This is a genomic window from Streptococcus oralis, assembly GCF_015561235.1.
Classification (GTDB): Bacteria; Bacillota; Bacilli; order Lactobacillales; family Streptococcaceae; genus Streptococcus; species Streptococcus oralis_BK.
In genome coordinates this window covers 165,211-189,113 of the sequence record NZ_JADMTC010000001.1, presented here as the reverse complement: position 1 = coordinate 189,113, position 23,903 = coordinate 165,211, and the positions used below count along the sequence as shown (strand labels likewise).

The 23,903-nt window shown below is 41.4% G+C and carries 26 protein-coding genes; 3 read left to right on the top strand and 23 right to left on the bottom strand.

Annotated elements, in window-relative coordinates; all coding sequences use genetic code 11:
• Positions 1-18: 18 nt before the first annotated feature.
• From I2H52_RS01085 to I2H52_RS00995, 19 genes are all read right to left on the bottom strand, one after another.
• Positions 19-219, bottom strand: coding sequence for a CsbD family protein (locus I2H52_RS01085; RefSeq protein WP_000051179.1), 201 nt, complete (start codon positions 217-219; stop codon positions 19-21).
• A gap of 101 nt (positions 220-320) precedes the next feature.
• Positions 321-971: a DUF1803 domain-containing protein gene (locus I2H52_RS01080; RefSeq protein ID WP_045616850.1), complete on the bottom strand. Its 651-nt coding sequence runs from the start codon at positions 969-971 to the stop codon at positions 321-323.
• On the bottom strand, positions 955-1,467 hold the full coding sequence (locus I2H52_RS01075; RefSeq protein ID WP_045616849.1) for a YiiX/YebB-like N1pC/P60 family cysteine hydrolase: 513 nt from the start codon (positions 1,465-1,467) through the stop codon (positions 955-957). The genes I2H52_RS01080 and I2H52_RS01075 overlap by 17 nt, the downstream gene beginning before the upstream one ends.
• 86 nt (positions 1,468-1,553) lie before the next feature.
• Complete coding sequence (locus tag I2H52_RS01070; RefSeq protein WP_084939005.1) at positions 1,554-2,489, bottom strand: manganese-dependent inorganic pyrophosphatase; 936 nt, start codon at positions 2,487-2,489, stop codon at positions 1,554-1,556.
• A gap of 85 nt (positions 2,490-2,574) precedes the next feature.
• Entirely contained in the window at positions 2,575-2,859 is a 285-nt protein-coding gene (locus tag I2H52_RS01065; protein WP_045616847.1) for a GIY-YIG nuclease family protein, read from the bottom strand.
• Positions 2,849-3,595 carry a tRNA1(Val) (adenine(37)-N6)-methyltransferase gene (locus I2H52_RS01060; protein ID WP_045616846.1) on the bottom strand — a complete coding sequence of 249 codons (747 nt, stop codon included), beginning with the start codon at positions 3,593-3,595 and terminating at the stop codon, positions 2,849-2,851. The genes I2H52_RS01065 and I2H52_RS01060 overlap by 11 nt, the downstream gene beginning before the upstream one ends.
• Before the next feature lie 35 nt (positions 3,596-3,630).
• Positions 3,631-3,990: a S1 RNA-binding domain-containing protein gene (locus tag I2H52_RS01055; protein WP_045616845.1), complete on the bottom strand. Its 360-nt coding sequence runs from the start codon at positions 3,988-3,990 to the stop codon at positions 3,631-3,633.
• Position 3,991: 1 nt separating this feature from the next.
• Complete coding sequence (locus tag I2H52_RS01050; protein WP_084939004.1) at positions 3,992-5,392, bottom strand: bifunctional Cof-type HAD-IIB family hydrolase/peptidylprolyl isomerase; 1,401 nt, start codon at positions 5,390-5,392, stop codon at positions 3,992-3,994.
• Between the two features lie 118 nt (positions 5,393-5,510).
• Positions 5,511-6,614, bottom strand: coding sequence for a glycosyl hydrolase family 8 (locus tag I2H52_RS01045; protein WP_045616843.1), 1,104 nt, complete (start codon positions 6,612-6,614; stop codon positions 5,511-5,513).
• Between the two features lie 8 nt (positions 6,615-6,622).
• A complete protein-coding gene (locus I2H52_RS01040) occupies positions 6,623-7,933 on the bottom strand; it encodes a glycosyltransferase family 2 protein (protein ID WP_045616842.1) in 1,311 nt (436 codons plus the stop codon).
• A gap of 142 nt (positions 7,934-8,075) precedes the next feature.
• Positions 8,076-8,855: a hypothetical protein gene (locus I2H52_RS01035; protein WP_045616841.1), complete on the bottom strand. Its 780-nt coding sequence runs from the start codon at positions 8,853-8,855 to the stop codon at positions 8,076-8,078.
• Entirely contained in the window at positions 8,855-10,009 is a 1,155-nt protein-coding gene (wecB, locus tag I2H52_RS01030; RefSeq protein ID WP_195593768.1) for a non-hydrolyzing UDP-N-acetylglucosamine 2-epimerase, read from the bottom strand. Before wecB ends, I2H52_RS01035 begins: the two co-directional genes overlap by 1 nt.
• 436 nt (positions 10,010-10,445) lie before the next feature.
• A complete protein-coding gene (locus I2H52_RS01025; RefSeq protein ID WP_045616840.1) occupies positions 10,446-10,955 on the bottom strand; it encodes a GNAT family N-acetyltransferase in 510 nt (169 codons plus the stop codon).
• 229 nt (positions 10,956-11,184) lie between these two features.
• A complete protein-coding gene (gene rpsR, locus I2H52_RS01020; protein WP_000068664.1) occupies positions 11,185-11,424 on the bottom strand; it encodes a 30S ribosomal protein S18 in 240 nt (79 codons plus the stop codon).
• A gap of 31 nt (positions 11,425-11,455) precedes the next feature.
• On the bottom strand, positions 11,456-11,926 hold the full coding sequence (locus I2H52_RS01015; protein WP_045616839.1) for a single-stranded DNA-binding protein: 471 nt from the start codon (positions 11,924-11,926) through the stop codon (positions 11,456-11,458).
• Positions 11,927-11,937: 11 nt separating this feature from the next.
• Positions 11,938-12,228: a 30S ribosomal protein S6 gene (gene rpsF, locus I2H52_RS01010; protein ID WP_002896497.1), complete on the bottom strand. Its 291-nt coding sequence runs from the start codon at positions 12,226-12,228 to the stop codon at positions 11,938-11,940.
• Between the two features lie 147 nt (positions 12,229-12,375).
• A complete protein-coding gene (gene asnS / locus I2H52_RS01005) occupies positions 12,376-13,719 on the bottom strand; it encodes an asparagine--tRNA ligase (protein WP_045616838.1) in 1,344 nt (447 codons plus the stop codon).
• 152 nt (positions 13,720-13,871) lie between these two features.
• The gene (locus I2H52_RS01000; RefSeq protein ID WP_195593766.1) at positions 13,872-15,050 is read right to left on the bottom strand and encodes a pyridoxal phosphate-dependent aminotransferase; all 1,179 of its coding nucleotides are present in this window, start codon (positions 15,048-15,050) and stop codon (positions 13,872-13,874) included.
• A 9-nt stretch (positions 15,051-15,059) separates the two neighbouring features.
• Positions 15,060-15,536: a DUF5590 domain-containing protein gene (locus I2H52_RS00995; protein WP_045616836.1), complete on the bottom strand. Its 477-nt coding sequence runs from the start codon at positions 15,534-15,536 to the stop codon at positions 15,060-15,062.
• A gap of 123 nt (positions 15,537-15,659) precedes the next feature.
• Here I2H52_RS00995 and I2H52_RS00990 point away from each other — a divergent pair, with 123 nt between their 5' ends.
• Positions 15,660-16,106, top strand: coding sequence for a MarR family winged helix-turn-helix transcriptional regulator (locus I2H52_RS00990; protein WP_045616835.1), 447 nt, complete (start codon positions 15,660-15,662; stop codon positions 16,104-16,106).
• Between the two features lie 91 nt (positions 16,107-16,197).
• Positions 16,198-16,746: an NADPH-dependent FMN reductase gene (locus I2H52_RS00985; RefSeq protein WP_195593763.1), complete on the top strand. Its 549-nt coding sequence runs from the start codon at positions 16,198-16,200 to the stop codon at positions 16,744-16,746.
• A 31-nt stretch (positions 16,747-16,777) separates the two neighbouring features.
• Here the strand turns inward: I2H52_RS00985 and yaaA are convergent, their stop codons facing one another.
• The 4 genes from yaaA to I2H52_RS00965 all read right to left on the bottom strand — a co-directional run bounded on the left by yaaA (position 16,778) and on the right by I2H52_RS00965 (position 22,401).
• Positions 16,778-17,506, bottom strand: a complete 729-nt coding sequence (gene yaaA, locus I2H52_RS00980) for a peroxide stress protein YaaA (protein WP_195593760.1) — start codon at positions 17,504-17,506, stop codon at positions 16,778-16,780.
• Between the two features lie 76 nt (positions 17,507-17,582).
• Positions 17,583-19,178: a hypothetical protein gene (locus I2H52_RS00975; RefSeq protein ID WP_195593757.1), complete on the bottom strand. Its 1,596-nt coding sequence runs from the start codon at positions 19,176-19,178 to the stop codon at positions 17,583-17,585.
• 11 nt (positions 19,179-19,189) lie between these two features.
• Positions 19,190-19,600: a peptide deformylase gene (locus I2H52_RS00970; protein ID WP_195593754.1), complete on the bottom strand. Its 411-nt coding sequence runs from the start codon at positions 19,598-19,600 to the stop codon at positions 19,190-19,192.
• A 104-nt stretch (positions 19,601-19,704) separates the two neighbouring features.
• Positions 19,705-22,401, bottom strand: coding sequence for a cation-translocating P-type ATPase (locus I2H52_RS00965; protein ID WP_195593751.1), 2,697 nt, complete (start codon positions 22,399-22,401; stop codon positions 19,705-19,707).
• 306 nt (positions 22,402-22,707) lie between these two features.
• On the opposite strand from I2H52_RS00965, the gene I2H52_RS00960 reads away from it, so the two are divergent.
• Positions 22,708-23,895: a cation diffusion facilitator family transporter gene (locus tag I2H52_RS00960; protein WP_195593748.1), complete on the top strand. Its 1,188-nt coding sequence runs from the start codon at positions 22,708-22,710 to the stop codon at positions 23,893-23,895.
• Positions 23,896-23,903 lie beyond the last annotated feature (8 nt).

The window sequence follows — 23,903 nt, the reverse complement described above, 5'->3', positions numbered from 1 at the left end:
AACATTCCCTTGATTTTTTTAGTCTTCTTTCTTAAATGAATTTTTAAGACCTTCAACGGCACCTTCTACAGCACCTTTAGCATCTTCAACAACTTCTTTTGCTTTCGCAACTGTTTTTTCTACAGTACCTTCTGCTTCTGTCTTGCTATCGCCAGTAACTTTACCAAATCCTTCTTTGATAGCACCAGTTGCTTGATCCAATTTATTTTCAAGTGACATAGCTCTGTCTCCTTTGCTTTTAATACGATAAACGTTATCGCTTACATTCAGTTTATGCTTATTCTTTAGCAAAGTCAAACAATCTGCTCGAAATGAAGCAATTAAGGTAAATAGAAAGTCAACTGTTCCTTGTCGAAATCAACAGCCAACTCATACTTCCCTTCTTCGTTTTGCACAACATAGCCTAGGACGACCAAACTATCCACAAAGATATCACGGCGTTTCTGCATCAGCTGATCTTTTTTGAGGAACTTCAGTAAAAAAGTCGTCATATACTTGAGGGCGTACTCAGGATTGACATCTCCCAAAATGACATAGAGTTCCTGCTGTTTTTCTGTCAAAGGATATTGATTCTTGACCTTGTAGAAATAGTTGGATAGGGTCATCTTTTCTCTTGCAAAGTCCGTACGTTCGACTAAAATGGCTGCATTGGTTTGATTGCGCAATTCTGTCTCAAAAGTCTTCTTCAGCAAAGCTTGATAGACTGAGCTATCTTCTCTGATAAAAATTTCTTGGTCAAGGGATAGATTGTCTATCGATTCTAGAAAAGGGAGATTGAGTGAATAGCGTTTGTTTTCCCTTCGGATCAAGCCTGCCTTTATATACTCTTCCATGAGTTTATCAACTGCTACTTCTGGAAATTGAGCCTTGATTTCCCATAGAATCACATCATCATGCTGGTCCAGATAGCGGATCAATTCTCCAAAAAATGGCTGTCTCGTCAAACGAGAGGGATTAAAAATCTGAATCATAAAGATTCCTTTCTTTACATTCTAAAAGGGGGGATGCTGCTAGTTGACTAGGATTGGTCCCTGGTTGATTCAGAGGTACAGGAAGTTCGAGTTTCCTGTAATATTCCCTCCAAAAATCACTGATTTCCTGCTCCCCGTCCCCAAATTGCATCGGAATAGTCTCAAAAACAGGAAGAATTTCCGCGATATACTGAGAACAGTAAAAACCAACCCCATCTGGATAAAAAGAGGCATTATAGGGTGCACCTAAACGTTTTCTAGCTCTCTCCTTTACCAAGTCAACTTCCATCTCTGGGTAGACATAAAGATCGTAGAGATGAGTCGGTTCAAAAAATTCAGCCGGTTCTTGACAAATGACCCCTGCTTGCCCACTAGCATGGTAGATGAAACCGTCCAAAAAGATGGCTACATGACTATAGTTACCAGTAGAAGCTTGGATGGCCTGCCCCATATCTGAAAGATCCTTCACAAAAATCAAATCGCCATTTTCTAACATCTTTCTCTCCTAGAAAAAAAGGAGCCGAAACCCCTTTCGATATAAGTCAAACTAGACTTCCCGTTTTTGAACTGACACCCCAAATCTTAAGCATTGAAGCTCTCAGTCAACTGAGGCACCACTTGTTTCTTACGTGAAACAGCACCTGGAAGGAAAGCGTGGTTGTTTTCAAGTTTGAAGTTGAAAGCTGCTTCCACCTTGTCCATGTTTGACCCAAGAGCTAGAATTTCTGAGTTTGAGTTCACGATGTCTGTAATCATCAAGACAAAGTCAGAGTAGCCGTTTGCCACATTAGCCGCTTGCATTGCTGCTTCGATTTCTGATTGGCGTTCCAAGACTTCAGCAATATCAACCGTATTCACTTGGGCAACACGAACTTTATTTCCGTTGAGTTCAAAAGTCTTAGCATCGATGTCAATCAATTCTTCAGCAGATTTACTTGCCAAGTTTGTACCAGCTTTCAGCATTGCAAGACCGTACTCTTCCAAGTTTACACCTGCTAATTCTGCCAATTCAGGAGCAATGACTTTATCAGATGGGTGAGTTGTTGGTGATTTCAAAAGAAGGGTATCTGAAATCAAACCTGAAAGCATCAAACCTGCGATTTCTTTAGGAACTGCTACACCATGTTCTTTGAACATGCGGTAAACGATAGATGAAGCTGATCCAACTGGTTCCAAACGCATGTAAAGCGGACTTGCAGTTTCAAAGTTAGCCACACGGTGGTGGTCCACAACTCCGTAAACTTCTACTTCAGCGATATCTGACACTGATTGTTGGAATTCATTGTGGTCAGTCAAGATGACTTGTTCTGCACCTTCTGCTTTGGCAGATGTGATGACGCGTGGTGCTTCTACACCAAAATAGTTCAAAACAAAGGCTGTTTCTTCGTTTGGAGTACCGAGAGCAACCGCTTCTGTGTCCAATCCATAAGCTTCTTTTGCAAGGTAAGCAAAGGCTACAGATGACCCGATGGCATCTGAGTCTGGATTTTGGTGACCAAATACTAGAATCTTAGACATGATAATACCTCTTTAAATTTATTCAACTTATTGTAGCACTTTTTTCCTCTTTTGACAAAAGTAAGAGGAGCCAAAAGACTCCTCGTTAGACATCAATATGGTTGACTAGATTTTTATCTTGATTTTCGGATAAAAATCGTTCTTTCTGTGGACGTTCCTTTCGTTTGAGGAGAGCTTCGGCAGACATGGCTTCTTCCTTACTGGCAAAACCCTCTACATAGATGAGTTTGACTGGCAAGCGAGCTCGGGTATACTTGGCTCCCTTACCACTATTATGAACGGCAAGGCGTTTCTTCACATCCGTTGTATAGCCCGTATAGTAAGAACCGTCACGGCACTCCACCACATACATATAGGCCTTATGATCCATAGTAAATCTCTTGAATTTCTGGTGTATAGGAACCATCATCATTGTGAACAATGAGTGGTGGCAAGATCTTGAAACCACTCGTAGAGCCATCTTTGATAGCTTCGATTAAGAGCATATTGGCCTCCTTCTCACGTTTAGGATAGACAAATTGCAGGCGCTTAGGAGCTAAATTATGGTGTTGCAACATGTCTAATATATCCAAGAGTCGATCAGGACGATGGACCATGGCCAAACGCCCATTTGACTTGAGAATACTCTGAGCGCTTCGGCAAATTTCTTCTAGGTTAGTCGCAATTTCGTGTCTGGCCAGAAGGTAGTGTTCACTCTCGTTGAGATTGGAATGTGGATCCACCTTGAAATAAGGCGGATTACACAAGATCATATCCACCTTACTTCCTTGGATGTGAGCAGGCATATTTTTCAAATCATCACAGATGACCTGCATCTGCTCTTCCAAACCATTCAACCGAACCGAACGCTCTGCCATATCTGCCAAGCGCTCCTGAATCTCTACAGATAATATCTGCGCCTGAGTACGAGTGCTGGCAAAAAGCCCTACTGCCCCATTTCCTGCACAAAAGTCCACAATTAAACCCCGTTTAGGGAAGCGAGGAAAGCGTGATAAGAGAACACTATCCACCGAATAGCTAAACACCTCTTTATTTTGAATGATCTTGATATCTGTCGAAAAGAGCTGATTGATTCGCTCTCCTGGTTTTAATAATTGTTCTTGCATATATGATTTTAATAAAAGATACGAAATCTAATAGACTAGTTTTTCTCTCTCAGATTATTGAGGGCTTCCTTTGTCCAGATTGGCATCATTCGCCCAAGTGGAGCAAAACCATGCTTGATCCGATCATTTGAAAAACGTCTCCGTCTTGGTAGCTGATGTTTTTCTTCTTCCAGAGTGCGGATGGAAAGACTGGCTTTACCAGTAAATTCATCCAAATCAACAACCTGAACTTGCACTTCTTCACCAATTTTCAAAACTTCATAGATATTTTCAATAAATCCCGTCCGAATCTCCGAGATGTGAATCAGCCCTGTCACCCCTGTCTCTAACTCAACAAAGGCACCATAGGGCTGAATTCCTGTAATACGCCCAGTTAGCTTATCACCAATTTTCATTCTAGTCCTCAATTTCAATCGTTTCAATTACTACATCTTCAACTGGTTTGTCCATTGCACCTGTCTCAACAGCTGCAATGGCATCCAAGACCGCAAAAGATTCTGCATCTACCAATTGCCCAAAAACAGTATGGCGGCGGTCAAGATGAGGAGTTCCACCTTGTTCTGCATAAATCTCAGCGATTGGTTCAGGCCAGCCACCACGCGCAATCTCTTTCTTAGAGTACGGCAAATGTTGGTTTTGAACGATAAAGAACTGGCTACCATTGGTATTTGGACCAGCATTGGCCATAGAAAGGGCACCACGGATATTGTAGAGTTCTTCTGAAAATTCATCTTCAAAAGAGTCGCCGTAGATTGACTCACCACCCATACCAGTACCAGTTGGGTCTCCGCCTTGGATCATAAAGTCCTTGATAATACGATGGAAAATCACACCATCATAGTAACCGTCTTTTGACAGAGCAACAAAGTTGGCAACCGTTTTGGGAGCCTGTTCAGGGAAGAGCTTGATACGCAAGTCTCCGTGATTTGTCTTAATAGTCGCCAACGGCCCTTCTACTGTTTCAATGTCTACTTGTGGGAAATGCAATTCTTTTTCTACCATACCAAATCCTTCTAAGGCATCAAAAATGCCATCTTCTTCTACTGTTTTTGTAATATAATCCGCTTTTTCTTTGATTTTATCATGAGAAATTCCCATAGCAATACTGATTCCAGCATAATCAAAGAGTTCCAAGTCATTGAGACCATCCCCAAAGACCATAACATTCTCTGGTTTCAAGCCTAAATGTTCCACCACCTTGGCTACACCTGTGGCTTTGGATCCTGAAATAGGCACGATATCAGATGAATGTTCATGCCAACGCACCATGCGAAGTTCACCCGAGAGACTATCTGGTAGGTGCAAGTCATCCCCTTTATCCTCAAAGGTCCACATCTGGTATATTTCTGCTTTTTCATGAAAGTCAGGATCCACACCCAGGTTCGGATAAATCGGATCAATCGCCTCACTGATCAGTTCTGTTCGCGTGGAGAGTTTAGCGTCATGACTACCAACCAGGCCGTATTCAATTCCCTCTTCCTTCGTCCAAGAGATATACTCCTCAACATCTGACTTCTCAATCTGATGTTGAAAAATGACCTGGCCTTTTTTATCTTCGATATAGGCCCCATTCAGGGTTACAAAAAAGTCCGGCTTGAGCTCACGAATCTCTGGAACGACACCAAAAATGCCACGACCAGAGGCAATTCCTGTTAAGATTCCTTTTTCACGTAACTGTTTAAAAACAGTGGGAATTGTAGCCGGAATAAAACCTGTCTTTGACGTACGCAAGGTATCATCAATATCAAAAAAGACGATTTTAATCTTTTTTGCCTTGTATTTTAATTTCGCATCCATCTCTCTACCTCTTTTCCATCACTCTTTCCATTATACCATAAAGCTGATGAAATTCCTTTTTTGAAAAAAGATGAAAATCCTATCAAAAAGAGAGCCAGTGAGACTAGCCCTCTTCATCCTAGAACAACTCCAGAGCAATCATGGTAATCATCGTTGCATCATAGTAGTTATCCAAAGGTAAATCTTGTGTGAAAATGTATTTATTTTGTTGAAGAAGTTTCAGATAACCTTCTCCCTTGTCAGACGCATAGGTAATCGGGGCCAAGAAACTACCTGCCTGGTATTGATTAAGGGCCGTTCCATTCAAATCATAGCCAGCATAGATACGTTGTTCTTTCATAAAGAAATTCATCATCTTTTGAACGACTTTTTGACTTCTTTCATCTTGACTTTGAGACAAGTGATAAGGCAAACGACAAGCATTATAAGAATAAGCCCCATCGTATTGAGATTCGATAGTGTTGGCATCAACAAGTCGTGCCCCATACTTCTCAGCCCAGATAAAGTCTGGCAAGAGGCCCGTATCAGAATGAGAACTGATTTGCTCCAGATGACCAAGCATCTTATCCTTAACATCTAACCACTGTTTGTTTCCAGTCAGGTCATAGAAAGATTGGAAATAGTGAGGAAGAGTATCAGACGTCCGCATCAAATAATAGTAATCGGAATCCTTGTTGGCCCAGTTCCCTACTGTTAGGACACCTGTCTCTTCGTTGTAATTGTATTGAAGGATATCATCCAAGATTTTTTTAGCTTGCTCCTGGTATTCCTGTGCTTTATCAGGCCACTGTTTGGCAGCTTCAATTAAGGAATAAGCGATATAGAGATCTCCATCAGTTGCATTTTGTTTCTCAACCGTTTCGCTATCATTTTTGATTACTTGCTTCCAAGACATCAACTGCGTTCCCTCAATACGATGATTTAGGAAATAACGATAAAGACTATCAAAATCTGCTTGACTCGCTTGCCCTTTTTGGGCTGCTAAAACCGTTATGAGCATGCCGTAACTTTGAGCTTCTGATAGAACGGTTGTTTCCTCAGAATCATTCGTCGTACGGACATAGGACTGATCTCCCTTAGTCACAAGAAACTGTTCACTCCATTGGCGGTAAATACGATTGCGCATTTCAACTTTACTCCTTCCTCTTGCCAAAAACAAGGTTAAACAAAAGATAGAAAGGATGAGCACAAACCATACATATTTTAATTTATTCGTTTTCATAAATCCTCCTATCCTGCAAATCGCTTGGTTTTAACCCACTTGGTTTCTTTTCGTCGGAGTACTTTGTCCAGCACGATTGAAGAAATGGAATCAATGGAAACAACGATAAACATCTGTGCATAAGTGAAATAGGCAGCCAAAGCCAACCAAATTTGCTTTGTAGTAGCTTGTCCAAATTGACTTGCCAATGCTGTCATAATTTGCATCAAATAAAGACCAATCATGAGAATCCAGTTGAAGAGCATGAGCTGGGCGATGTAGATATTGTCCGCATCAAAAGCAAATGGAACCCTGACATCTGGGAAGAAAAGATTAAGGCAGATCGCTAGCACATTCGCTAGGAAAATCAAATCCGATAGAACAATGGCAAAGTTAAACCAAAAGAAAACACAAGAATAGTTAAAGACTTCTAGTTTAACTCGCCAGTTTGCTCTGCCAAATAAATGCTTAAAGTTTGATAGAACAACTTCGTAGTTTCCTTTAGCCCAACGTTTACGCTGCATATAGTAACTCTTTAAGGTCTCAGGTTCTTGTTGGAAAGCCTCTGAATTATAGGCAAGGGCAATCAATTTACCACTCTGCATGATTTTGAAGGAAATATCGGTATCCTCGGTTAAGGCACCATTTTTCCAACCACCGATACTCTTTACAAAGTCGGTTTGAATGATAAAGTTGGTTCCTGGAATACGCCCAATTTTAAAGAGATGCCACATCCCAACGTGGTGCACGCGCTGAGTAACAACGATTTCCTGGTTAATACAACGAGTCAAGAAATTTTGATTAGCGTTTCGAGTCTTGTTGCGGCCGAAAGATGCCACATGACGTTCTGGATCCTTCATCACTTCCTTCACAAGGAAATAAAGAGCATTTTTTTCAGGCATAGCATCTGCATCATAGACACATATATATTCACCTCTTGCCATCTTCAAAGCATCGTTTAGAACGCCTGCTTTTCCTCCCGTACCAGTACGGTCGATAATAGTCAGATTTCTTCCTGCATATTCAGGCATGGCTTGTACAGACAAACACTCTGAATAGGTGTTGTCCGAACAGTTATCCGCAAACAAGAGCAACTCCACACGATCGTGAGGATAATTCATGTCCAAAATAGCTTTTGCCGTTTGGGCAATAACCACATCCTCATTATGAGCAGGTACAACAATGGTGACCTTAGGGTAATAAGGTAGTGGCGAAGTGTCTACACGAAAATTACTGTGTTTAAACCAAAAGTGTACTGCTGAAAAGAGAATTACCAAACCCCAAGCCAGAGAAATCCAAATAGTAAGCAGAGTAAAAATCATTAAGATTTGACTAATCATGATTCACCGCCTTAAAATTTTTATTCACTCGATGGTAAAGTACATTATAAGCAATAAATAGTATGACAAAACAAATGCCAAAGGTGAGACTGAGTCCCAAAGCAATGCCAAAAAATATATTGGTTAGAGTCATGTTTCCCTCCTAATATTCTACAATTACATCTGTCTCTAATTGACGTTTGAGATGACTAGTAACATCTGAGTAGTCTTTATATTTACTTCTATTCTCAGAGTTAATCACTAGGTAACCTGTTTGGAATTGAATTCCTTGGTTTCCATCTTCTCCATGAAAAACTAAACTGCTTAGTTTCTCCTGCAAACCATTCAAATAGAGTTGATTCAAAGAATGTTGATTACTATTAGATAGAACAAGAAAATTCCCATCTGAAACGTAATAGAGCTTATCATTGTAACTCAATTCCTTAGCAATTACCTCTTGAATGCGACTGAGCATCAGATTATGTTCTTTAGGTTTAATCTGGAAAAACAGATCTTCATGGGACCAATGAATCAATAGGGATTGAATCACCCCTTCTTCCGAAATCTGATACATTGATTTGTAATCTTCTCTAGCGATTTCTACTTGATCCTGCACCATTGATTTTGCCTTAAAATAATAATTACGGACTTTGATTAAAATCCCAATTAACAGAGGGAAACTCACTAGCAAGAACAACAGTTGAACGATTGGTATATAGACAATACCCGATGACAAAAAGATAAGTCCAATACCAAGCGCCAATAAAAGTAACCAAGTAAGCAACAAGTCAGATAAAACTAAGACAGCAAATAAGGCTAGGATTAGAAATATAATTTGCTCTAAAATAATATCTCGAGCAAAGAGAAAAGAAAGACCTAAAAGAATCAACTCACAACCCAGAAAGGCGACTACCCAATTTCTAAATTTATTCCAGTTTTTCATTATGCCTCTTCTCCTTCTTTAAATTCAGATACAGATTCAGCCATTCCAAAATAATGTAGTATAGCCTGAACGATTCGTTCAGATGCTCTTCCATCACCATATGGATTTGGTGCCTGAGACATTTTTCTATAAAGAGTTTCATCTGTTAAGAGAGCTGTCATAGCTTCTTTCACACGTACTGGATCAGTCCCAACTAGTTTCAAGGTTCCTGCACGAACCCCTTCTGGACGTTCCGTTGTATCTCGAAGGACAAGAACAGGTTTTCCGAGGGAAGGTGCCTCTTCTTGGACACCACCCGAGTCGGTCATAATAAAATAACTTTTAGATGCTAAATTATGGAAATCGAGTACATCTAAAGGTTCAATCAAGTGACTGCGGTCATGACCAGATAGAATATCCTTTGCCGCTTCTTGCACAGCAGGACTGAGATGAACTGGGTAGACCACCTCTAATTCAGAATGGATATCAACCATTTGGCGTAAAGCTGTAAAGACATTACGCATCGGTTGGCCTTGATTTTCACGACGGTGCATAGTTACTAAAACAAGCTTTTTGGAAGGATCCAATTGATCTAGAACTTCATGATGGTAGTCTGATTGAACAGTGAGTTTCAATGCATCGATAGCCGTATTTCCCGTAATAACAATAGCAGACTCAGGATGATTTTCCTTGAGGAGATTATCTCTACTCTCACTAGTTGGAGCAAAATAAAGATCAGCAAGATTGTCAGTCATTTGGCGATTCATTTCTTCTGGGAAAGGAGAATACTTATCAAATGTTCTCAATCCAGCTTCAACATGCCCGATTCGAACCTGATTGTAAAAACCTACTAAACTTGCTCCAAAGGTCGTTGTAGTATCACCATGAACAAGAATTATATCTGGAAATTCTTGCTTAACAACAGAATCAAATTTTTCGAGGATTTTTCCAGTAATGTCTAAAAGAGACTGGTTTTTCCCCATAATATCTAAATCATAGTTAGGCTGAATTCGAAATGTTTCAAGAACTTGATCTAGCATTTGACGGTGTTGAGCTGTCACAACAGTAATTGTTTCAATCGTATCACTATGTTTTTGCAACTCCAACACTAAAGGGGCCATTTTGATGGCTTCTGGTCGTGTTCCAAAAACAACCATCACTTTAAGTTTTTTCATTATGGTATCCTTTGACTATCATAAGATTTGACTTGTAAGATTAATTTGACTATCGAATTATTCAAAAGTTAAATTAATTTGAATGTCCTTAATTATTTTACCGACTATTAATTTAAAAGTCAAACTTTTTCCAAAGTATAGTCTTGCATTTAATTTAATTTTAACAAACTGTAATTTTTTTGTAACAATAAAGTTTACACCGTGTAAACGTAGTTGTTTAAGGCTTTTTTAAGCTTTCTGTGAAAATAGCCTCTTTATTAAAAGAATTAAAATATATACTTTTTAAATAATTATTTTTATCTTGATATTTCAAACAATTATATTTAACCTTTTTAAAGAATAGAGCAATTAATGTAAAACAAAAACTCCCTCTTTCTGATGAAAAAGGGACCGCGGGTTCTAACTATATTTTAAGGTTAAAGGTTAAATACCTATCTTACATCAAATCTTTGGATAGATACAAGACCAATTCTCCGATATCTTCACAAACTGCATTTATGGCCGGTTGATAGTTCTGATACCAAACACCCGTCCCATCTGGAATATAGCCTCGTTTGATGTACAATCTCTGGGCAGGTCCATAGTCTGAGTGCAAACCTACACCCAACGTCACTTTGTCCGAAAAAAGCTTTACTCGTTTTTCTGCTTCTTCCAGCAAGAGATTGCCAATACCTTGATTTTGAAAGGGTTCAAAGACATTGAAATCTGAAAGTTCTGGAGCCATTCTAGCAAAGGGCCCCTGCTTAGCATCGGGTAAAATAGTAATGTAGCCCGCTACAACACCATCAATCTCTGCAACTAATACCTCTCTCTCCCCACTTTTCTGCTCCTTAAAATATCGAGTTAAAATCTCCTCTCTACTTGGCCAACCTTGGCTAGTAAATCCTCGAGAGAGATCTTTAATGTCAGATTCTTGCATTTTTCTAATTGAACAAGTCGTCTTCATAAGTTGCTCCTTTAAAGCTTTCTCCTACTATTATAGCACGATAATAAAAATTAAAAGAAATAACCTAGTAAGAAAAAAGGAGCTCTGTCCAACCGAGGGCTGAAAAAAAGACCCACTCGGGTCTTAATTCACTTTCTTGTTTTCAAGCTCATGAAAAAGAGGTCCACTGGACCTCAACTCGCCTTCTCATTTCAAAGCTCGTGAAAAAGAGGTCCACCGGACCTCTTTTTTAATCTTCGTTTACGAAAGGCATCAAAGCCATTACGCGAGCGCGTTTGATAGCTGTTGTTACTTTACGTTGGTTTTTAGCTGAAGTTCCAGTTACACGACGAGGAAGAATTTTCCCACGTTCTGAAACGAAACGGCTAAGAAGCTCAGTATCTTTGTAATCAACATATTCAATTTTGTTTGCTGCGATGTAATCAACTTTTTTACGGCGTTTGAATCCGCCACGACGTTGTTGAGCCATGTTTTTTCTCCTTTATAGTATTAATTGTCCATTAGAATGGTAAATCATCATCTGAAATGTCCAATGGATTGGTTGCTCCAAATGGATTTTCAGAACGTGAAAAGTCTGGTACTGGGTTTGCAGGTGCTGATTGACCAGCAGTTGGTGCAGAATAAGCGCCACTTGAATGTCCTTCACGCACTCCGCGGCTTTCCAACATTTGGAAATTATCCGCCACGACTTCTGTTACGTAAACACGTTGTCCTTGCTGGTTATCGTAACTACGAGTCTGGATACGACCTGTAATCCCGATAAGAGAGCCTTTTTTAGCCCAGTTAGCAAGATTTTCAGCCTGTTGGCGCCACATAACGACATTGATGAAATCAGCCTCACGTTCGCCATTTTGACTCTTGAATGTACGGTTTACTGCAAGAGTAAAAGTCGCAACTGCTACATTTGATGGGGTATAACGCAACTCAGCATCACGTGTCATACGCCCTACAAGTACAACATTGTTAATCATAATCTACCTTCTTACGCGTCAAGTTTGACGATCATGTGACGAAGAATGTCAGCGTTGATTTTTGAAAGACGGTCAAACTCTTTAAGAGCTGCGTCGTCGTTTGCTTCAACGTTAACGATGTGGTAAAGTCCTTCGCGGAAATCTTGGATTTCGTATGCAAGACGACGTTTTTCCCAATCTTTTGATTCAACAACAGTTGCACCGTTGTCAGTCAAGATAGAGTCAAAACGTGCTACCAAAGCGTTTTTCGCTTCTTCTTCAATGTTTGGACGAATGATATAAAGAATTTCGTATTTAGCCATTGATATGTTCCTCCTTTTGGTCTAATGACCCCCAGTCGTTGCAAGGGGTAAGTGAGGTTTGCTCACAATAGACTATTATACTAGAAATACTAGTAGATAGCAAGAGAAAAGTGAAAAAAGAAGATAAAATTATCTTCTTTTATTAGCTTATGGTTTGATACGGTGCAACATACGTGGGAATGGAATCGCTTCACGGATGTGTTTTGTACCTGCTGCGAAAGTTACCATACGCTCGATACCGATACCAAATCCACCGTGTGGCACTGTACCGTATTTACGAAGGTCAAGGTAAAATTCATATTCTGTACGATCCATGCCAAGTTCATCCATCTTAGCGACAAGGGCGTCGTAGTCTTCCTCACGCATAGAACCTCCGATGATTTCTCCATAGCCTTCTGGTGCAAGCAAGTCTGCACAAAGCACGCGTTCTGGATTTCCAGGAACTGGTTTCATGTAGAAGGCCTTGATAGCTGCTGGGTAGTTGATAACGAAAGTTGGAACACCAAAGTGGTTTGAAATCCATGTTTCGTGTGGTGAACCGAAGTCATCTCCATGCTCGAGATGTTCATAGTCAGCGTCTTCATCATTTTCATGCTCTTGCAAGAGGTCAATGGCTTGATCATAAGTGATGCGTTTGAACGGCTCTGCAATGTAGCGTTTCAAAAGTTCAGTATCGCGTTCCAAGGTTTCCAAGGCTTGAGGAGCACGATCCAAAACACCTTGGAGTAAAGCTTTAACATAGGCTTCTTGCAAGTCAAGTGACTCGTCATGTGTCAAGTATGAGTACTCTGCGTCCATCATCCAGAACTCAGTCAAGTGACGGCGAGTTTTTGATTTTTCCGCACGGAATACTGGACCAAAGTCAAAGACACGACCAAGGGCCATAGCACCCGCTTCAAGATAAAGCTGACCTGATTGGCTCAAGTAGGCTGGCGTTCCAAAGTAGTCTGTTTCAAAGAGTTCAGTTGAATCCTCTGCCGCATTTCCTGAAAGAATTGGGCTATCAAATTTCATGAAGCCGTTCTTGTCGAAAAACTCATAAGTCGCATAGATAATCGCGTTACGGATTTGCATAACCGCTACTTGCTTACGAGAGCGGAGCCATAAGTGACGGTTGTCCATCAAGAAGTCAGTTCCGTGTTCTTTTGGTGTGATTGGGTAGTCTTGAGATTCACCGATGACTTCGATGTCTGTAATATCCAACTCATAGCCAAACTTAGAACGTTCGTCTTCTTTGACAATTCCTGTCACATAAACAGAAGTTTCTTGGCTCAAGCGTTTGATGGTGTCAAATTTTTCAAGACCTACCTCTTCACCAAATTTTTCAATAAAGTTTGGTTTAAAGGCTACACCTTGGAAGAAGGCAGTTCCATCACGCAATTGCAAGAAGGCAATTTTTCCTTTTCCTGATTTGTTGGCAACCCAGGCTCCAATGGTCACTTCTTGACCAACGTAGTCTTTTACATCGATAATTGTTACACGTTTTGTCATAATCTATCTTCCTTTTTTCGTTTAACTTGTCCGAAGACGTCATTACCCACTATTTTACCATAAATGGGCTGCGATATCTAGGTTCTACTAAAGAAAAATCGCGAGATTTTCGTTACAAAAAATCTTCGCTAAAAAGGCGAAGATTCTAAGTTTTATTTTTCCATAAATTGATGCAAGCGACGAATAGCTTCTTTTAATGTATCCAAGTCTGTGGCATAGCTGAGACGAACATTTTCTGGTGCTCCAAACCCTGCTCCTGTAATCAATGCAAGGCCGACTTCTTCGAGAATAGCTGTTGTAAACTCTGTCACATCGGTATAACCCTTCATTTCCATCGCTTTTTTAACATTTGGGAAGAGATAGAAGGCACCTTGGGGCTTGACAACTTCGAATCCTGGCACTTGGCACAAGAGTGGATAAATGGTATTCAAACGTTCTTCAAAGGCTTGACGCATGGTTTCAACAGAGTCTTGCGATCCAGTAAGGGCTTCAATGGTAGCATATTGAGACACTGCTGTCAGATTTGAAGTCGTTTGTCCTGTCAATTTGCTCATAGCAGCTATAAATTCAGGATTTCCCACCGCATAACCTACCCGCCAACCAGTCATGGCATAGGCCTTAGATACACCATTAATCACGATGGTTTGCTTGCGAATGGCTTCTGACAGACTAGAAATTGGAACAAATTCATTCCCGTTATAAACCAAACGACCGTAAATATCATCTGCTAGGATAAGGACATCATGTTCAACCGCCCAATTTCCGATAGCCATGAGCTCCTCACGAGAGTAAATCATACCAGTCGGATTTGATGGCGAATTGAGAACCAAGACCTTAGTCTTGTCTGTTCGAGCCGCTTCTAGCTGCTCGACTGTCACCTTAAAGTGATTGTCTTCCTTGGCCTGGACAAAGACTGGCACACCTTCTGCCATCTTGACCTGATCTCCATAGCTGACCCAGTAAGGTGTAGGAATGATGACCTCATCGCCAGGATTGACCACAGCCATAAAGAAGGTGTAGAGAGAGAACTTGGCACCAGTGGCAAAAGTAACCTCGTTGGCTGCGACAGAATACCCATAATAGCGTTCAAAATAGGTATTAACCGCCGCTTTTAACTCTGGTAGGCCTGAAGCAACTGTATAAAAGGAAGCTCGTCCGTCACGAATCGCTTCCACCGCCGCATCCTGAATATTTTCAGGAGTATGAAAATCTGGCTGTCCCAAGGTTAAGAAAAGAACATCTTTTCCTTGAGCTTTTAATGCTTTGGCTCTTGCATCACTGGCTAGAGTGACACTTTCTTCCATTTCTAGTACACGTTTGGATAGTTTCATATGCCCTCCTTATTGGATCACTGCTCCTGTTTCAAAGTCAACCAGATAGTACTGGTTTCCTGACTTAACTTCCCAAATCGGCTTGTCCTGATAGCGACCAAAAGTAATCTTGTCAATGTCGCTAGCTCCTTTTTCCCTCGAAATCGTCGCTGCCTTGTCTTGAGAAATCCCCTTATCAAGCTGATAAACATAAATCTTGTGGTCATTCTTTTCAATCAGTACGGCAATGGCCTCTTGCTTTTTATTACGTCCCAGAACGCTGTAATAACCTTCTAGTCCATTATAGAAATCAACCTGATCTGCCTGTTCCAATTCTGCATACTGCTTGGCCAGTTTTTCTCCTTCAACCCTAGCATCTTGATAGGGTTTCATGCTGAGTGATATCAAATAAAGGAAGGAAGTCGTCATGACTAGTACTACCAGAGCAATGCCGATTCCATACTGTAAAAGTAGCTTGTTTTTTGCTTTTTTCTGTCTTAGTTTCACTCGTCTATTTTACCATCTCTCCTCCTTTATTACAAGTGAAGACAGGAACATTCTAAGATTCTTTTCCTATAATATAAAATGTAAGTTCTTGTTTTTCTCTCTCATTATTGATAAAATAGCCTTATGAAACAATACTTAAAAGAGAAAATTTCCGATAATCAACTAGACTTAAAAACGGCTATCGTCCTCAATAAAGCCATACGAACTTTTAAACCATATGAAGCCAAGGCTGCTAAAGAACACGGGCTAACACCCACCCAATTTTCAGTTTTGGAAACCCTCTATAGCAGGGGGGAACTACGCATTCAGGATTTGATCGAAAAAATGCTAGCCACTTCTGGAAACATGACTGTTGTCATTCGAAACATGGTTCGAGATGGGTGGATTTCTAGAACTTGTGACCCCAAGGATCGTCGCTCCTTTTTCCTGAAATTAACACCTGCAGGACGCAGAAAAATCGAGGAGGTTCTTCCTGACCATATCGATTCGATCGTAGAAGCACTCAGCATCTTGGAAGATGATGAAAAGGAAGACTTAATCCGCATTTTAAAAAAATTTAAAAATTTGTGAGCAAAATTATTGCTAATTAGTATCATTTGTTGTAACATGGATGGTAACAAAAGAGTTCGCTCTTTGAATTTTAAACTAAAGGAGACATATCATGTCTAAAAAAGTACTATTTATCGTCGGATCCCTTCGCCAAGGTTCTTTCAACCACCAAATGGCCCTCGAAGCTGAAAAAGCACTTGCTGGAAAAGCGGAAGTTAGCTATCTTGATTACTCAGCTGTTCCTCTCTTCAGCCAAGATTTGGAAGTTCCAACTCATCCAGCTGTAGCTGCTGCTCGTGAAGCAGTCCTTGCTGCCGATGCCATCTGGATTTTCTCTCCAGTCTACAACTTCTCTATCCCTGGAACCGTGAAAAACTTGCTTGACTGGCTCTCTCGTGCCCTTGACTTGTCTGATACACGTGGTACTTCTGCCCTCCAAGACAAGTTTGTTACTGTCTCATCTGTAGCCAATGCCGGTCACGATCAACTCTTTGCTATTTATAAAGATCTCTTGCCATTTATCCGTACACAAGTCGTTGGTGACTTTACAGCTGCTCGTGTCAATGACTCTGCTTGGGCAGACGGAAAATTGGTGTTAGAAGAAGCAACTGCTTCATCACTTGCAAAACAGGCTGACGACCTTCTTACAGCCATCAACTAATCCATCAAAAACCAGCTCGAATGAGCTGGTTTTATGCTTGTTTCACAAAGACGAGTTCTAAATCACTGGATAAATCAGGTCGGTAGTCAAAACCTGCAAAACTGAGTTTGCGAGCTTGTTCGACTGTATGGATTTGCCCTTCTATCAAGGCGGTCAAAAAGGCGCCACGGGCTTTTTTTGAAATAGTTGAGTGGATTTTCAGCTGACCTGCCTTGTCCTCCATAAATTTGAAGGTCACCATCTTTTCTCTGATTTCCTTCGAAAATACGGTTTCAAACTCTGATGATAGGAGTGAGAATATCAAGTTCTCATCTTGTAGGGCCTCATCGTAGGCTGACTTCCAATGAGTCTTTAGGGTTTTACCAGCTACTTTTAATTTCATCAAGAAATCCAAACGGTGAGGAGCCATAGGCGACAAGGCTGGGACAACACCGTATAAAGCCGAGGTAATCAGGACATGATTTTCAAGATAGGTTTGTTCAGCTTCGGTTAACCCATCTCGTTTGATGTGACGATACATGAGACCGTCAAAGAGTTTCAGGGCTGGATAATGTTTAGCCCTGTGATCTTTTAGAGCTTGAATATGAGCATACTCTTCTTCTGCTTTCTCGGCAGATACCTTATAAAAACTTTCTAATTCACTAGCTGAGTAATGCGCCAGTGAGTCAAGGACTGCCTGACTTTCTTCCCTCAAAGGGAGCGCTTCGATACAAGGATGGTCTGTGTTCATTTCTTTGGCTGTTGGGATTAAAATTTTCATATTGTTAGTGTAGCATATTTTTTAATCACGACCAAGAATTTCATCTTAAAAACCTCGGTTCACACCGAGGTTTCTTTTACTTGACTTTAAAGATCTTGAGATAATTATCTTTTCCAACTTGACCTTCAAAGGATTGGCCATTTTCGAGGTAAGGAAGGTCGTCTGACACTGAAGCCTTGACCTTATAAATCTTGCCATCAACTTTAAAGAAGTAGACGGTATCCCCCTTGATGACAGCTGATTTAAGATCTGAAACCACTCCCTTGATGTTTTCTACCGTTTCATTATCCAGCTCTAGGTCGTTTTTATTGGCATATTTGCTAAGGAGTTCATCTACCGTAGTTGCTACGATGACGTTTTGGTACTCCACGGCATCGACCAATGCGTACTCCTTGACCAAGCCTGCATTGTCCTTCAAGCCCATGATATAGAGAGGCTTGTCATTGAGATTGACAAGAATAGGGAAGGTAGCCTTATAGGCCTTCTCTTGCACTGCTCCTTCTGCGGAAGCACGGGCTGATTCTTCGGTTGCTGATGCTAGATTGTACTTGGTGATTTCACCAGTGCGCATATTTTCAAGGATAAATCCTAGATTACTTTCGTCAGCGTTTGCTGAAGTCACCCCCGTGTAGAGATAGATGTCATTTCCGATAGAAAGATAGTTATAGCCCTCAGTCGTTTGGGTAACATTTTTCTTAGAAATCAAGGCATTCCAGAAGCCGTCTTTATACTTGCCGTTGTAGTTGATTTGTTCGATAGTTTCTTCTGCTGGATAGACACGATCCACCCATTCTGGTACCTCATCCAAGCTGTATTCCTTGGTTTCTCCATTGGTAGCATCTAAGATAATAACAGATGAAGGACGAGGGACTCCTAGACCAAACTGCTTTTGATAAACGGTTGCTACATAGAAGGGATTGCCTGCATCATCCACCTCAAAGGATGGCGTTTTAAAAATCTTAGTTGGGTACTTGATTCGAAGATGACGTTTGACATCGCGGTTAAAATATTCGGAGTCTGAATACTTCATCGGCGTTTTTAAATCCACCAATTCCGCATTTCCTGTCACCATATCAACCTTGATATACTCACCAATTCCCTTGGACTGATTATTAAACCATTTGATCGGGTCGGCATACTCCAAAGGAGTCACTCGATAAGGTTTGCCATCAACCGTCAGCTGGGTATAAGTATCTGCTGCCACGTACTGGGAGACCTTATCCGTCAGAGATCCTAGATAACGGTCTCCAATCTTTGCTGCAGTGCTCCGATCTAGGATTGGAACCTTACTGGTATCACTCTTAGGAAAATCTTTAAAGTCTTTTTCTGTAATGGATACCACATTAGCATAATTTTTTGCTTGGAAAAAGCTAGAGGTCACTAGGCTTACCAGACCAGCAAGGGCAAAGATAAGGCCTGCAATCAGAAACAATCCTCTACTAAGTTTTGTAAAAAGGAATCCTTCTAGATTGAGATCTTTGGCAGCCTTGCCATGGCGTAGGTGAACTGTCTTGAGGAGATTGGTATCCTTGCGGAAACTAAACAAAATCCCCATCACCACCAAATGCCCACAGAGAAAGAAGATGAATTCCCAGCTAGTCAGATTGAAGGGTGGTAAAAAGATATACCATGTCGTTGCGATAAAAACAAGTTCAAAAAGTATGCGTTTCATCTGAGTTCCTCCTAAATAATCCGTCCTTCCAAATGATCCAGTTCATGCTGGCAGATCTGAGCTGGAAAACCCGTCAGTGTAATAGTCTGTTCCTGCCACTTGCTATCGCGATAGGAAACCGTAATCGTTTCATAACGAGTCGTTAGCCGTACCCCAGTCAAGGACAAACAACCTTCCTCTGTCTCGTAAGGTCCTTTATAGGAAAGGAGAATGGGGTCAAACATGACCATAGGAACTAAGCCAAGATTAAAGATAATGACACGCTTCTGCACGCCAATCATATTTGCTGCCAGACCGACACAGGTCTCGCGATTAGCCAGCAGGGTATCCTGCAAATCCTTAGCCAGATAAAGGTCTTCCTGACTTGCAGGTTTCGAGACCTGCGACAAAAATAAGACATCTCGGACAATTCTCTTTTCCATTCTCTTACGCTCCTTACAACTTTACTTTATTATAGCACAAAAGGGGGCAACTTCTAGTCCTTTCCCTCAGATGCAAAAAAAGCCATCCGAAGATGACTTTCTTTTTAAATCGCATTCTTATCAAGACCAAGTTTACGTTGAACAAACTTAACGATTTCGACGATAAGAATCATTGAGAAGCTTCCAGCTAGAACGATGGCCCATTGCGATAAGTCTAGTTTGGTTACGTGGAAGATACCTTCAAGCGGTTCTACAACGATTGTTGCCATCAAGAGGATGAAGGATACCAAGATTGACCAGTTGAAGGTCTTAGACTTGAATGGTCCGACTGTCAAGATGGATTGGTAAACAGACTTGACGTTGTAGGCATGGAAGAGCTGAATCAAACCAAGCGTTGCAAAGGCCATGGTGAGGGCATCCGCGTGAATGGCGTGATTATCTCCTACATGGACCGGATAAGCAAGAGCAAGACCATAAACAGTCAAGACGAGTGCCCCTTGAAGTACACCTTGATAGATAATGGAACTCAAGACCCCACCTGAGAAGAAGCTTGATTTGCTTCCACGTGGTTTGTGGGTCATAACACCTGGCTCAGCTGGTTCAACACCAAGAGCGATAGCTGGGAAGGTATCGGTTACCAAGTTAATCCACAAGAGATGAACTGGCTGTAGTACATCCCAACCAAACAAGGTTGATAAGAAGATTGTTAATACTTCAGCCGTATTGGCAGAAAGCAAGTACTGAATAGTCTTTTGAATGTTTGAGAAGACCTTACGTCCTTCTTCAACTGCGACGATGATGGTCGCAAAGTTATCATCTGCAAGGATCATGTCAGAAGCTCCCTTAGAAACCTCAGTACCAGTGATTCCCATACCGATACCGATATCGGCTGTTTTCAGAGCTGGAGCGTCATTAACACCGTCACCTGTCATGGCAACAACCTTACCTTGGTTTTGCCAAGCCTTCACGATACGAACCTTGTGCTCCGGAGATACACGCGCATAAACAGAGTATTGACCAACGACTTTTTCAAATTCTTCATCAGAAAGTTCGTTAAGCTCAGCACCAGTCAAAACATGGTCTTCGGAGTCATTTTCATCAATGATTCCCAAACGTTTAGCAATAGCTTCTGCTGTGTCTTGGTGGTCACCAGTGATCATGATTGGACGGATTCCCGCTTCTTTAGCCACTCGAACAGCTTCTGCAGCTTCAGCACGCTCAGGGTCAATCATCCCAATCAAACCAGTAAAGATCAAGTTGTTTTCAAGCTCTTCAGAAGTAAGATTTTCTGGAATACTATCGATAATCTTATAAGCACCTGCAAGGACACGCAAGGCTTGGTGAGCCATTTCCGAGTTGTTTGTATGGATTAATTCAGTGACTTTCTCATCAATCGGAGCAACATCTCCAGCTTTATCACGAGCAACACAACGTTTCAAAAGTTGATCTGGAGCCCCCTTGACTGCCACGAGGAATTTACCATCTGGCAATGGATGAACCGTTGACATGAGTTTACGATCTGAGTCAAATGGCAACTCAGCAACACGAGGATATTTCTCTAAGAACCCTTTAACATCATAGCCTTTGTCCAAGGCATACTGGATGAAGGCTGTTTCCGTTGGATCCCCGATCAGGTTTCCTTCTGCATCAATCTTGGTATCATTGGCCAAAACAACTGAACGAAGAAGAGGCATGTCCAAGCCCAGTTCAATGTCATCAGCTGAGTCATGTAGGACTGCGTCATAGAAGACTTTCTCGACTGTCATCTTGTTCATGGTAAGCGTACCAGTCTTATCAGAAGCGATGATTTCAGTCGAACCAAGCGTTTCGACTGCTGGCAACTTACGAACGATAGAGTTTCGTTTGGCCAAAACTTGAGTACCGAGGGCAAGAACGATCGTCACGATAGCTGGGAGTCCTTCTGGAATGGCTGCAACAGCAAGCGCAACAGAGGTCATCAACTCACCAAGTGGATTTTTTCCTTGAATGAAGACACCAACAACAAAAGTAACAAGGGCAATGACCAAGATAGCATAGGTCAAGACCTTAGAAAGGTTGTTCAAGTTTTGTTTGAGTGGCGTGTCTGTCTCATCAGCATCTTGGAGCATGCCAGCGATATGACCCACTTCAGTGTACATACCTGTATTGACAACAACACCAAGACCACGACCGTAGGTCACGTTTGAGTTTTGGAAGGCCATATTGACACGGTCACCAATACCAGCATCTGCAGAGAGATCGACAGTCAAGTCTTTTTCAACTGGAACAGACTCACCTGTTAGAGCTGCTTCTTCGATTTTAAGAGAATTAGCTTCTAGCAAACGTAGATCTGCTGGCACGACGTCACCTGCTTCAAGGGCAACGATATCACCTGGTACCAATTCTTTTGAGTCAATCTCAGCCATATGCCCATCACGAATAACGCGTGCTGCTGGACTAGACATAGACTTGAGGGCTTCGATGGCTTCTTCTGCTTTTCCTTCTTGGTAAACACCAAAGGCTGCGTTGATGATAACAACTGCTAGAATAATGATGGCATCTGCAATATCTTCCCCACCAGAAGTTATGACGGACAAGATGGCTGCAGCCACCAAAATAATAATCATCAAATCCTTAAACTGCTCGATAAACTTGACTAGGAGTGATTTTTTCTCACCCTCTTCCAGTTCATTGCGCCCATATTCAGCTAGGCGTTTCTGCGCTTCGCTAGACGAGAGACCTTGCTCAGTTGCTTCAACTGACTTCAAGACCTCTTCAGGACTCTGAGTATAAAACGCTTGGCGTTTTTGTTCTTTTGACATGTGTCTCCTCCTTGACATTGTGTGCAAAACAAGTTCTCTTTTGGTTTTATGACAAACAAAAAGAGACCTGTTAATCATAACAAGTCTCGCTGTTTAAGATAGTGCCGGAAAACATACTTTTCAGTATACAATTCGGAATGACGACACTATCACAGGTTTCTGCCAGCTACTCCCTTGAGTAGTACTATTATATCAAAATTTGAACAATTTTCAAGGGTTTAAATCCGATGAAACAAGACTAAATTTGAATTTTCCCTTGAAAACCAGTATAATGGTAGAATACTATATGACTAGAAAGGAAGCCCGATGAACCAATCCATGTCAAATCTCAAATTGGCAGAACGTGGAGCCATTATCAGCATTTCAACCTACCTCCTCTTGTCTGCAGCAAAATTGGCAACTGGTCACCTCCTGCATTCTTCCAGTTTGGTGGCAGATGGTTTCAACAACGTATCCGATATTATCGGAAATGTTGCTCTCTTGATTGGGATTCGGATGGCCCGCCAACCTGCTGACCGTGACCATCGCTTTGGTCACTGGAAAATTGAAGATTTGGCTAGCTTGATTACTTCCATCATCATGTTCTATGTTGGCTTTGATGTGCTTCGGGACACTATTCAGAAAATCCTCAGTCGGGAACAAACGATTATCGATCCTCTGGGTGCAACTCTAGGAATCATTTCGGCAGCGGTCATGTTTGCTGTTTATCTCTATAACACACGCCTCAGTAAGAAATCCAAATCCAAGGCTCTGAAGGCAGCTGCTAAGGACAATCTTTCCGATGCTGTCACCTCGCTTGGGACTTCCATTGCTATCCTAGCCAGCAGTTTCAATTATCCAATCGTGGATAAATTGGTCGCTATCATTATCACCTTCTTTATCTTAAAGACAGCCTATGATATCTTTATCGAGTCTTCCTTCAGTCTTTCTGATGGTTTTGATGACCGTCTGCTAGAGGACTACCAAAAGGCCATCATGGAGATTCCAAAGATTAGTAAGGTCAAGTCCCAAAGAGGGCGGACCTACGGTAGCAATATCTACCTTGATATCACCCTGGAGATGAATCCTGATCTATCAGTCTATGAAAGTCACGAAATTGCAGACCAGGTCGAGTCCATGCTGGAAGAGCGTTTCGGAGTCTTTGATACCGATGTCCATATCGAGCCTGCTCCCATACCTGAGGACGAGATTTTAGACAATGTCCACAAAAAACTGCTCATGCGTGAGCAATTGATTGACCAAGGAAATCAGCTAGAAGAACTCCTTGCTGAGGACTTTCTCTATATCCGTCAAGATGGAGAGCAGATGGATAAAGTCGCTTATCAAGCCGAAAAAGAACATAGTGTTGCGATTAAGGATATTCAAATCACTTCCATTAGTCAGAAAACCAAGCTCATTTGCTATGAGATGGACGGAATCGTCCATACCAGTATCTGGCGTCGCCATGAGACTTGGCAAAATATCTTTCATCAAGAGACTAAAAAAGAAGAATAGAAAACTCC

What these genes read in the sequence shown, in the direction of transcription:
- I2H52_RS00965 (WP_195593751.1), bottom strand. Translation starts at nt 22,401, where the DNA reads ATGTCAAAAGAACAAAAACGCCAAGCGTTTTATACTCAGAGTCCTGAA.
- I2H52_RS01075 (WP_045616849.1), bottom strand. Translation starts at nt 1,467, where the DNA reads ATGTTAGAAAATGGCGATTTGATTTTTGTGAAGGATCTTTCAGATATG.
- asnS (WP_045616838.1), bottom strand. Translation starts at nt 13,719, where the DNA reads ATGACAAAACGTGTAACAATTATCGATGTAAAAGACTACGTTGGTCAA.
- rpsR (WP_000068664.1), bottom strand. Translation starts at nt 11,424, where the DNA reads ATGGCTCAACAACGTCGTGGCGGATTCAAACGCCGTAAAAAAGTTGAT.
- I2H52_RS01045 (WP_045616843.1), bottom strand. Translation starts at nt 6,614, where the DNA reads ATGAAAACGAATAAATTAAAATATGTATGGTTTGTGCTCATCCTTTCT.
- wecB (WP_195593768.1), bottom strand. Translation starts at nt 10,009, where the DNA reads ATGAAAAAACTTAAAGTGATGGTTGTTTTTGGAACACGACCAGAAGCC.
- I2H52_RS01015 (WP_045616839.1), bottom strand. Translation starts at nt 11,926, where the DNA reads ATGATTAACAATGTTGTACTTGTAGGGCGTATGACACGTGATGCTGAG.
- I2H52_RS00975 (WP_195593757.1), bottom strand. Translation starts at nt 19,178, where the DNA reads ATGAAACGCATACTTTTTGAACTTGTTTTTATCGCAACGACATGGTAT.
- I2H52_RS01070 (WP_084939005.1), bottom strand. Translation starts at nt 2,489, where the DNA reads ATGTCTAAGATTCTAGTATTTGGTCACCAAAATCCAGACTCAGATGCC.
- I2H52_RS01035 (WP_045616841.1), bottom strand. Translation starts at nt 8,855, where the DNA reads ATGAAAAACTGGAATAAATTTAGAAATTGGGTAGTCGCCTTTCTGGGT.
- rpsF (WP_002896497.1), bottom strand. Translation starts at nt 12,228, where the DNA reads ATGGCTAAATACGAAATTCTTTATATCATTCGTCCAAACATTGAAGAA.
- I2H52_RS01050 (WP_084939004.1), bottom strand. Translation starts at nt 5,392, where the DNA reads ATGGATGCGAAATTAAAATACAAGGCAAAAAAGATTAAAATCGTCTTT.
- I2H52_RS01055 (WP_045616845.1), bottom strand. Translation starts at nt 3,990, where the DNA reads ATGAAAATTGGTGATAAGCTAACTGGGCGTATTACAGGAATTCAGCCC.
- I2H52_RS01000 (WP_195593766.1), bottom strand. Translation starts at nt 15,050, where the DNA reads ATGAAACTATCCAAACGTGTACTAGAAATGGAAGAAAGTGTCACTCTA.
- I2H52_RS00990 (WP_045616835.1), top strand. Translation starts at nt 15,660, where the DNA reads ATGAAACAATACTTAAAAGAGAAAATTTCCGATAATCAACTAGACTTA.
- yaaA (WP_195593760.1), bottom strand. Translation starts at nt 17,506, where the DNA reads ATGAAAATTTTAATCCCAACAGCCAAAGAAATGAACACAGACCATCCT.
- I2H52_RS01085 (WP_000051179.1), bottom strand. Translation starts at nt 219, where the DNA reads ATGTCACTTGAAAATAAATTGGATCAAGCAACTGGTGCTATCAAAGAA.
- I2H52_RS01080 (WP_045616850.1), bottom strand. Translation starts at nt 971, where the DNA reads ATGATTCAGATTTTTAATCCCTCTCGTTTGACGAGACAGCCATTTTTT.
- I2H52_RS00985 (WP_195593763.1), top strand. Translation starts at nt 16,198, where the DNA reads ATGTCTAAAAAAGTACTATTTATCGTCGGATCCCTTCGCCAAGGTTCT.
- I2H52_RS01060 (WP_045616846.1), bottom strand. Translation starts at nt 3,595, where the DNA reads ATGCAAGAACAATTATTAAAACCAGGAGAGCGAATCAATCAGCTCTTT.
- I2H52_RS00970 (WP_195593754.1), bottom strand. Translation starts at nt 19,600, where the DNA reads ATGGAAAAGAGAATTGTCCGAGATGTCTTATTTTTGTCGCAGGTCTCG.
- I2H52_RS01065 (WP_045616847.1), bottom strand. Translation starts at nt 2,859, where the DNA reads ATGGATCATAAGGCCTATATGTATGTGGTGGAGTGCCGTGACGGTTCT.
- I2H52_RS01025 (WP_045616840.1), bottom strand. Translation starts at nt 10,955, where the DNA reads ATGAAGACGACTTGTTCAATTAGAAAAATGCAAGAATCTGACATTAAA.
- I2H52_RS00960 (WP_195593748.1), top strand. Translation starts at nt 22,708, where the DNA reads ATGAACCAATCCATGTCAAATCTCAAATTGGCAGAACGTGGAGCCATT.
- I2H52_RS01040 (WP_045616842.1), bottom strand. Translation starts at nt 7,933, where the DNA reads ATGATTAGTCAAATCTTAATGATTTTTACTCTGCTTACTATTTGGATT.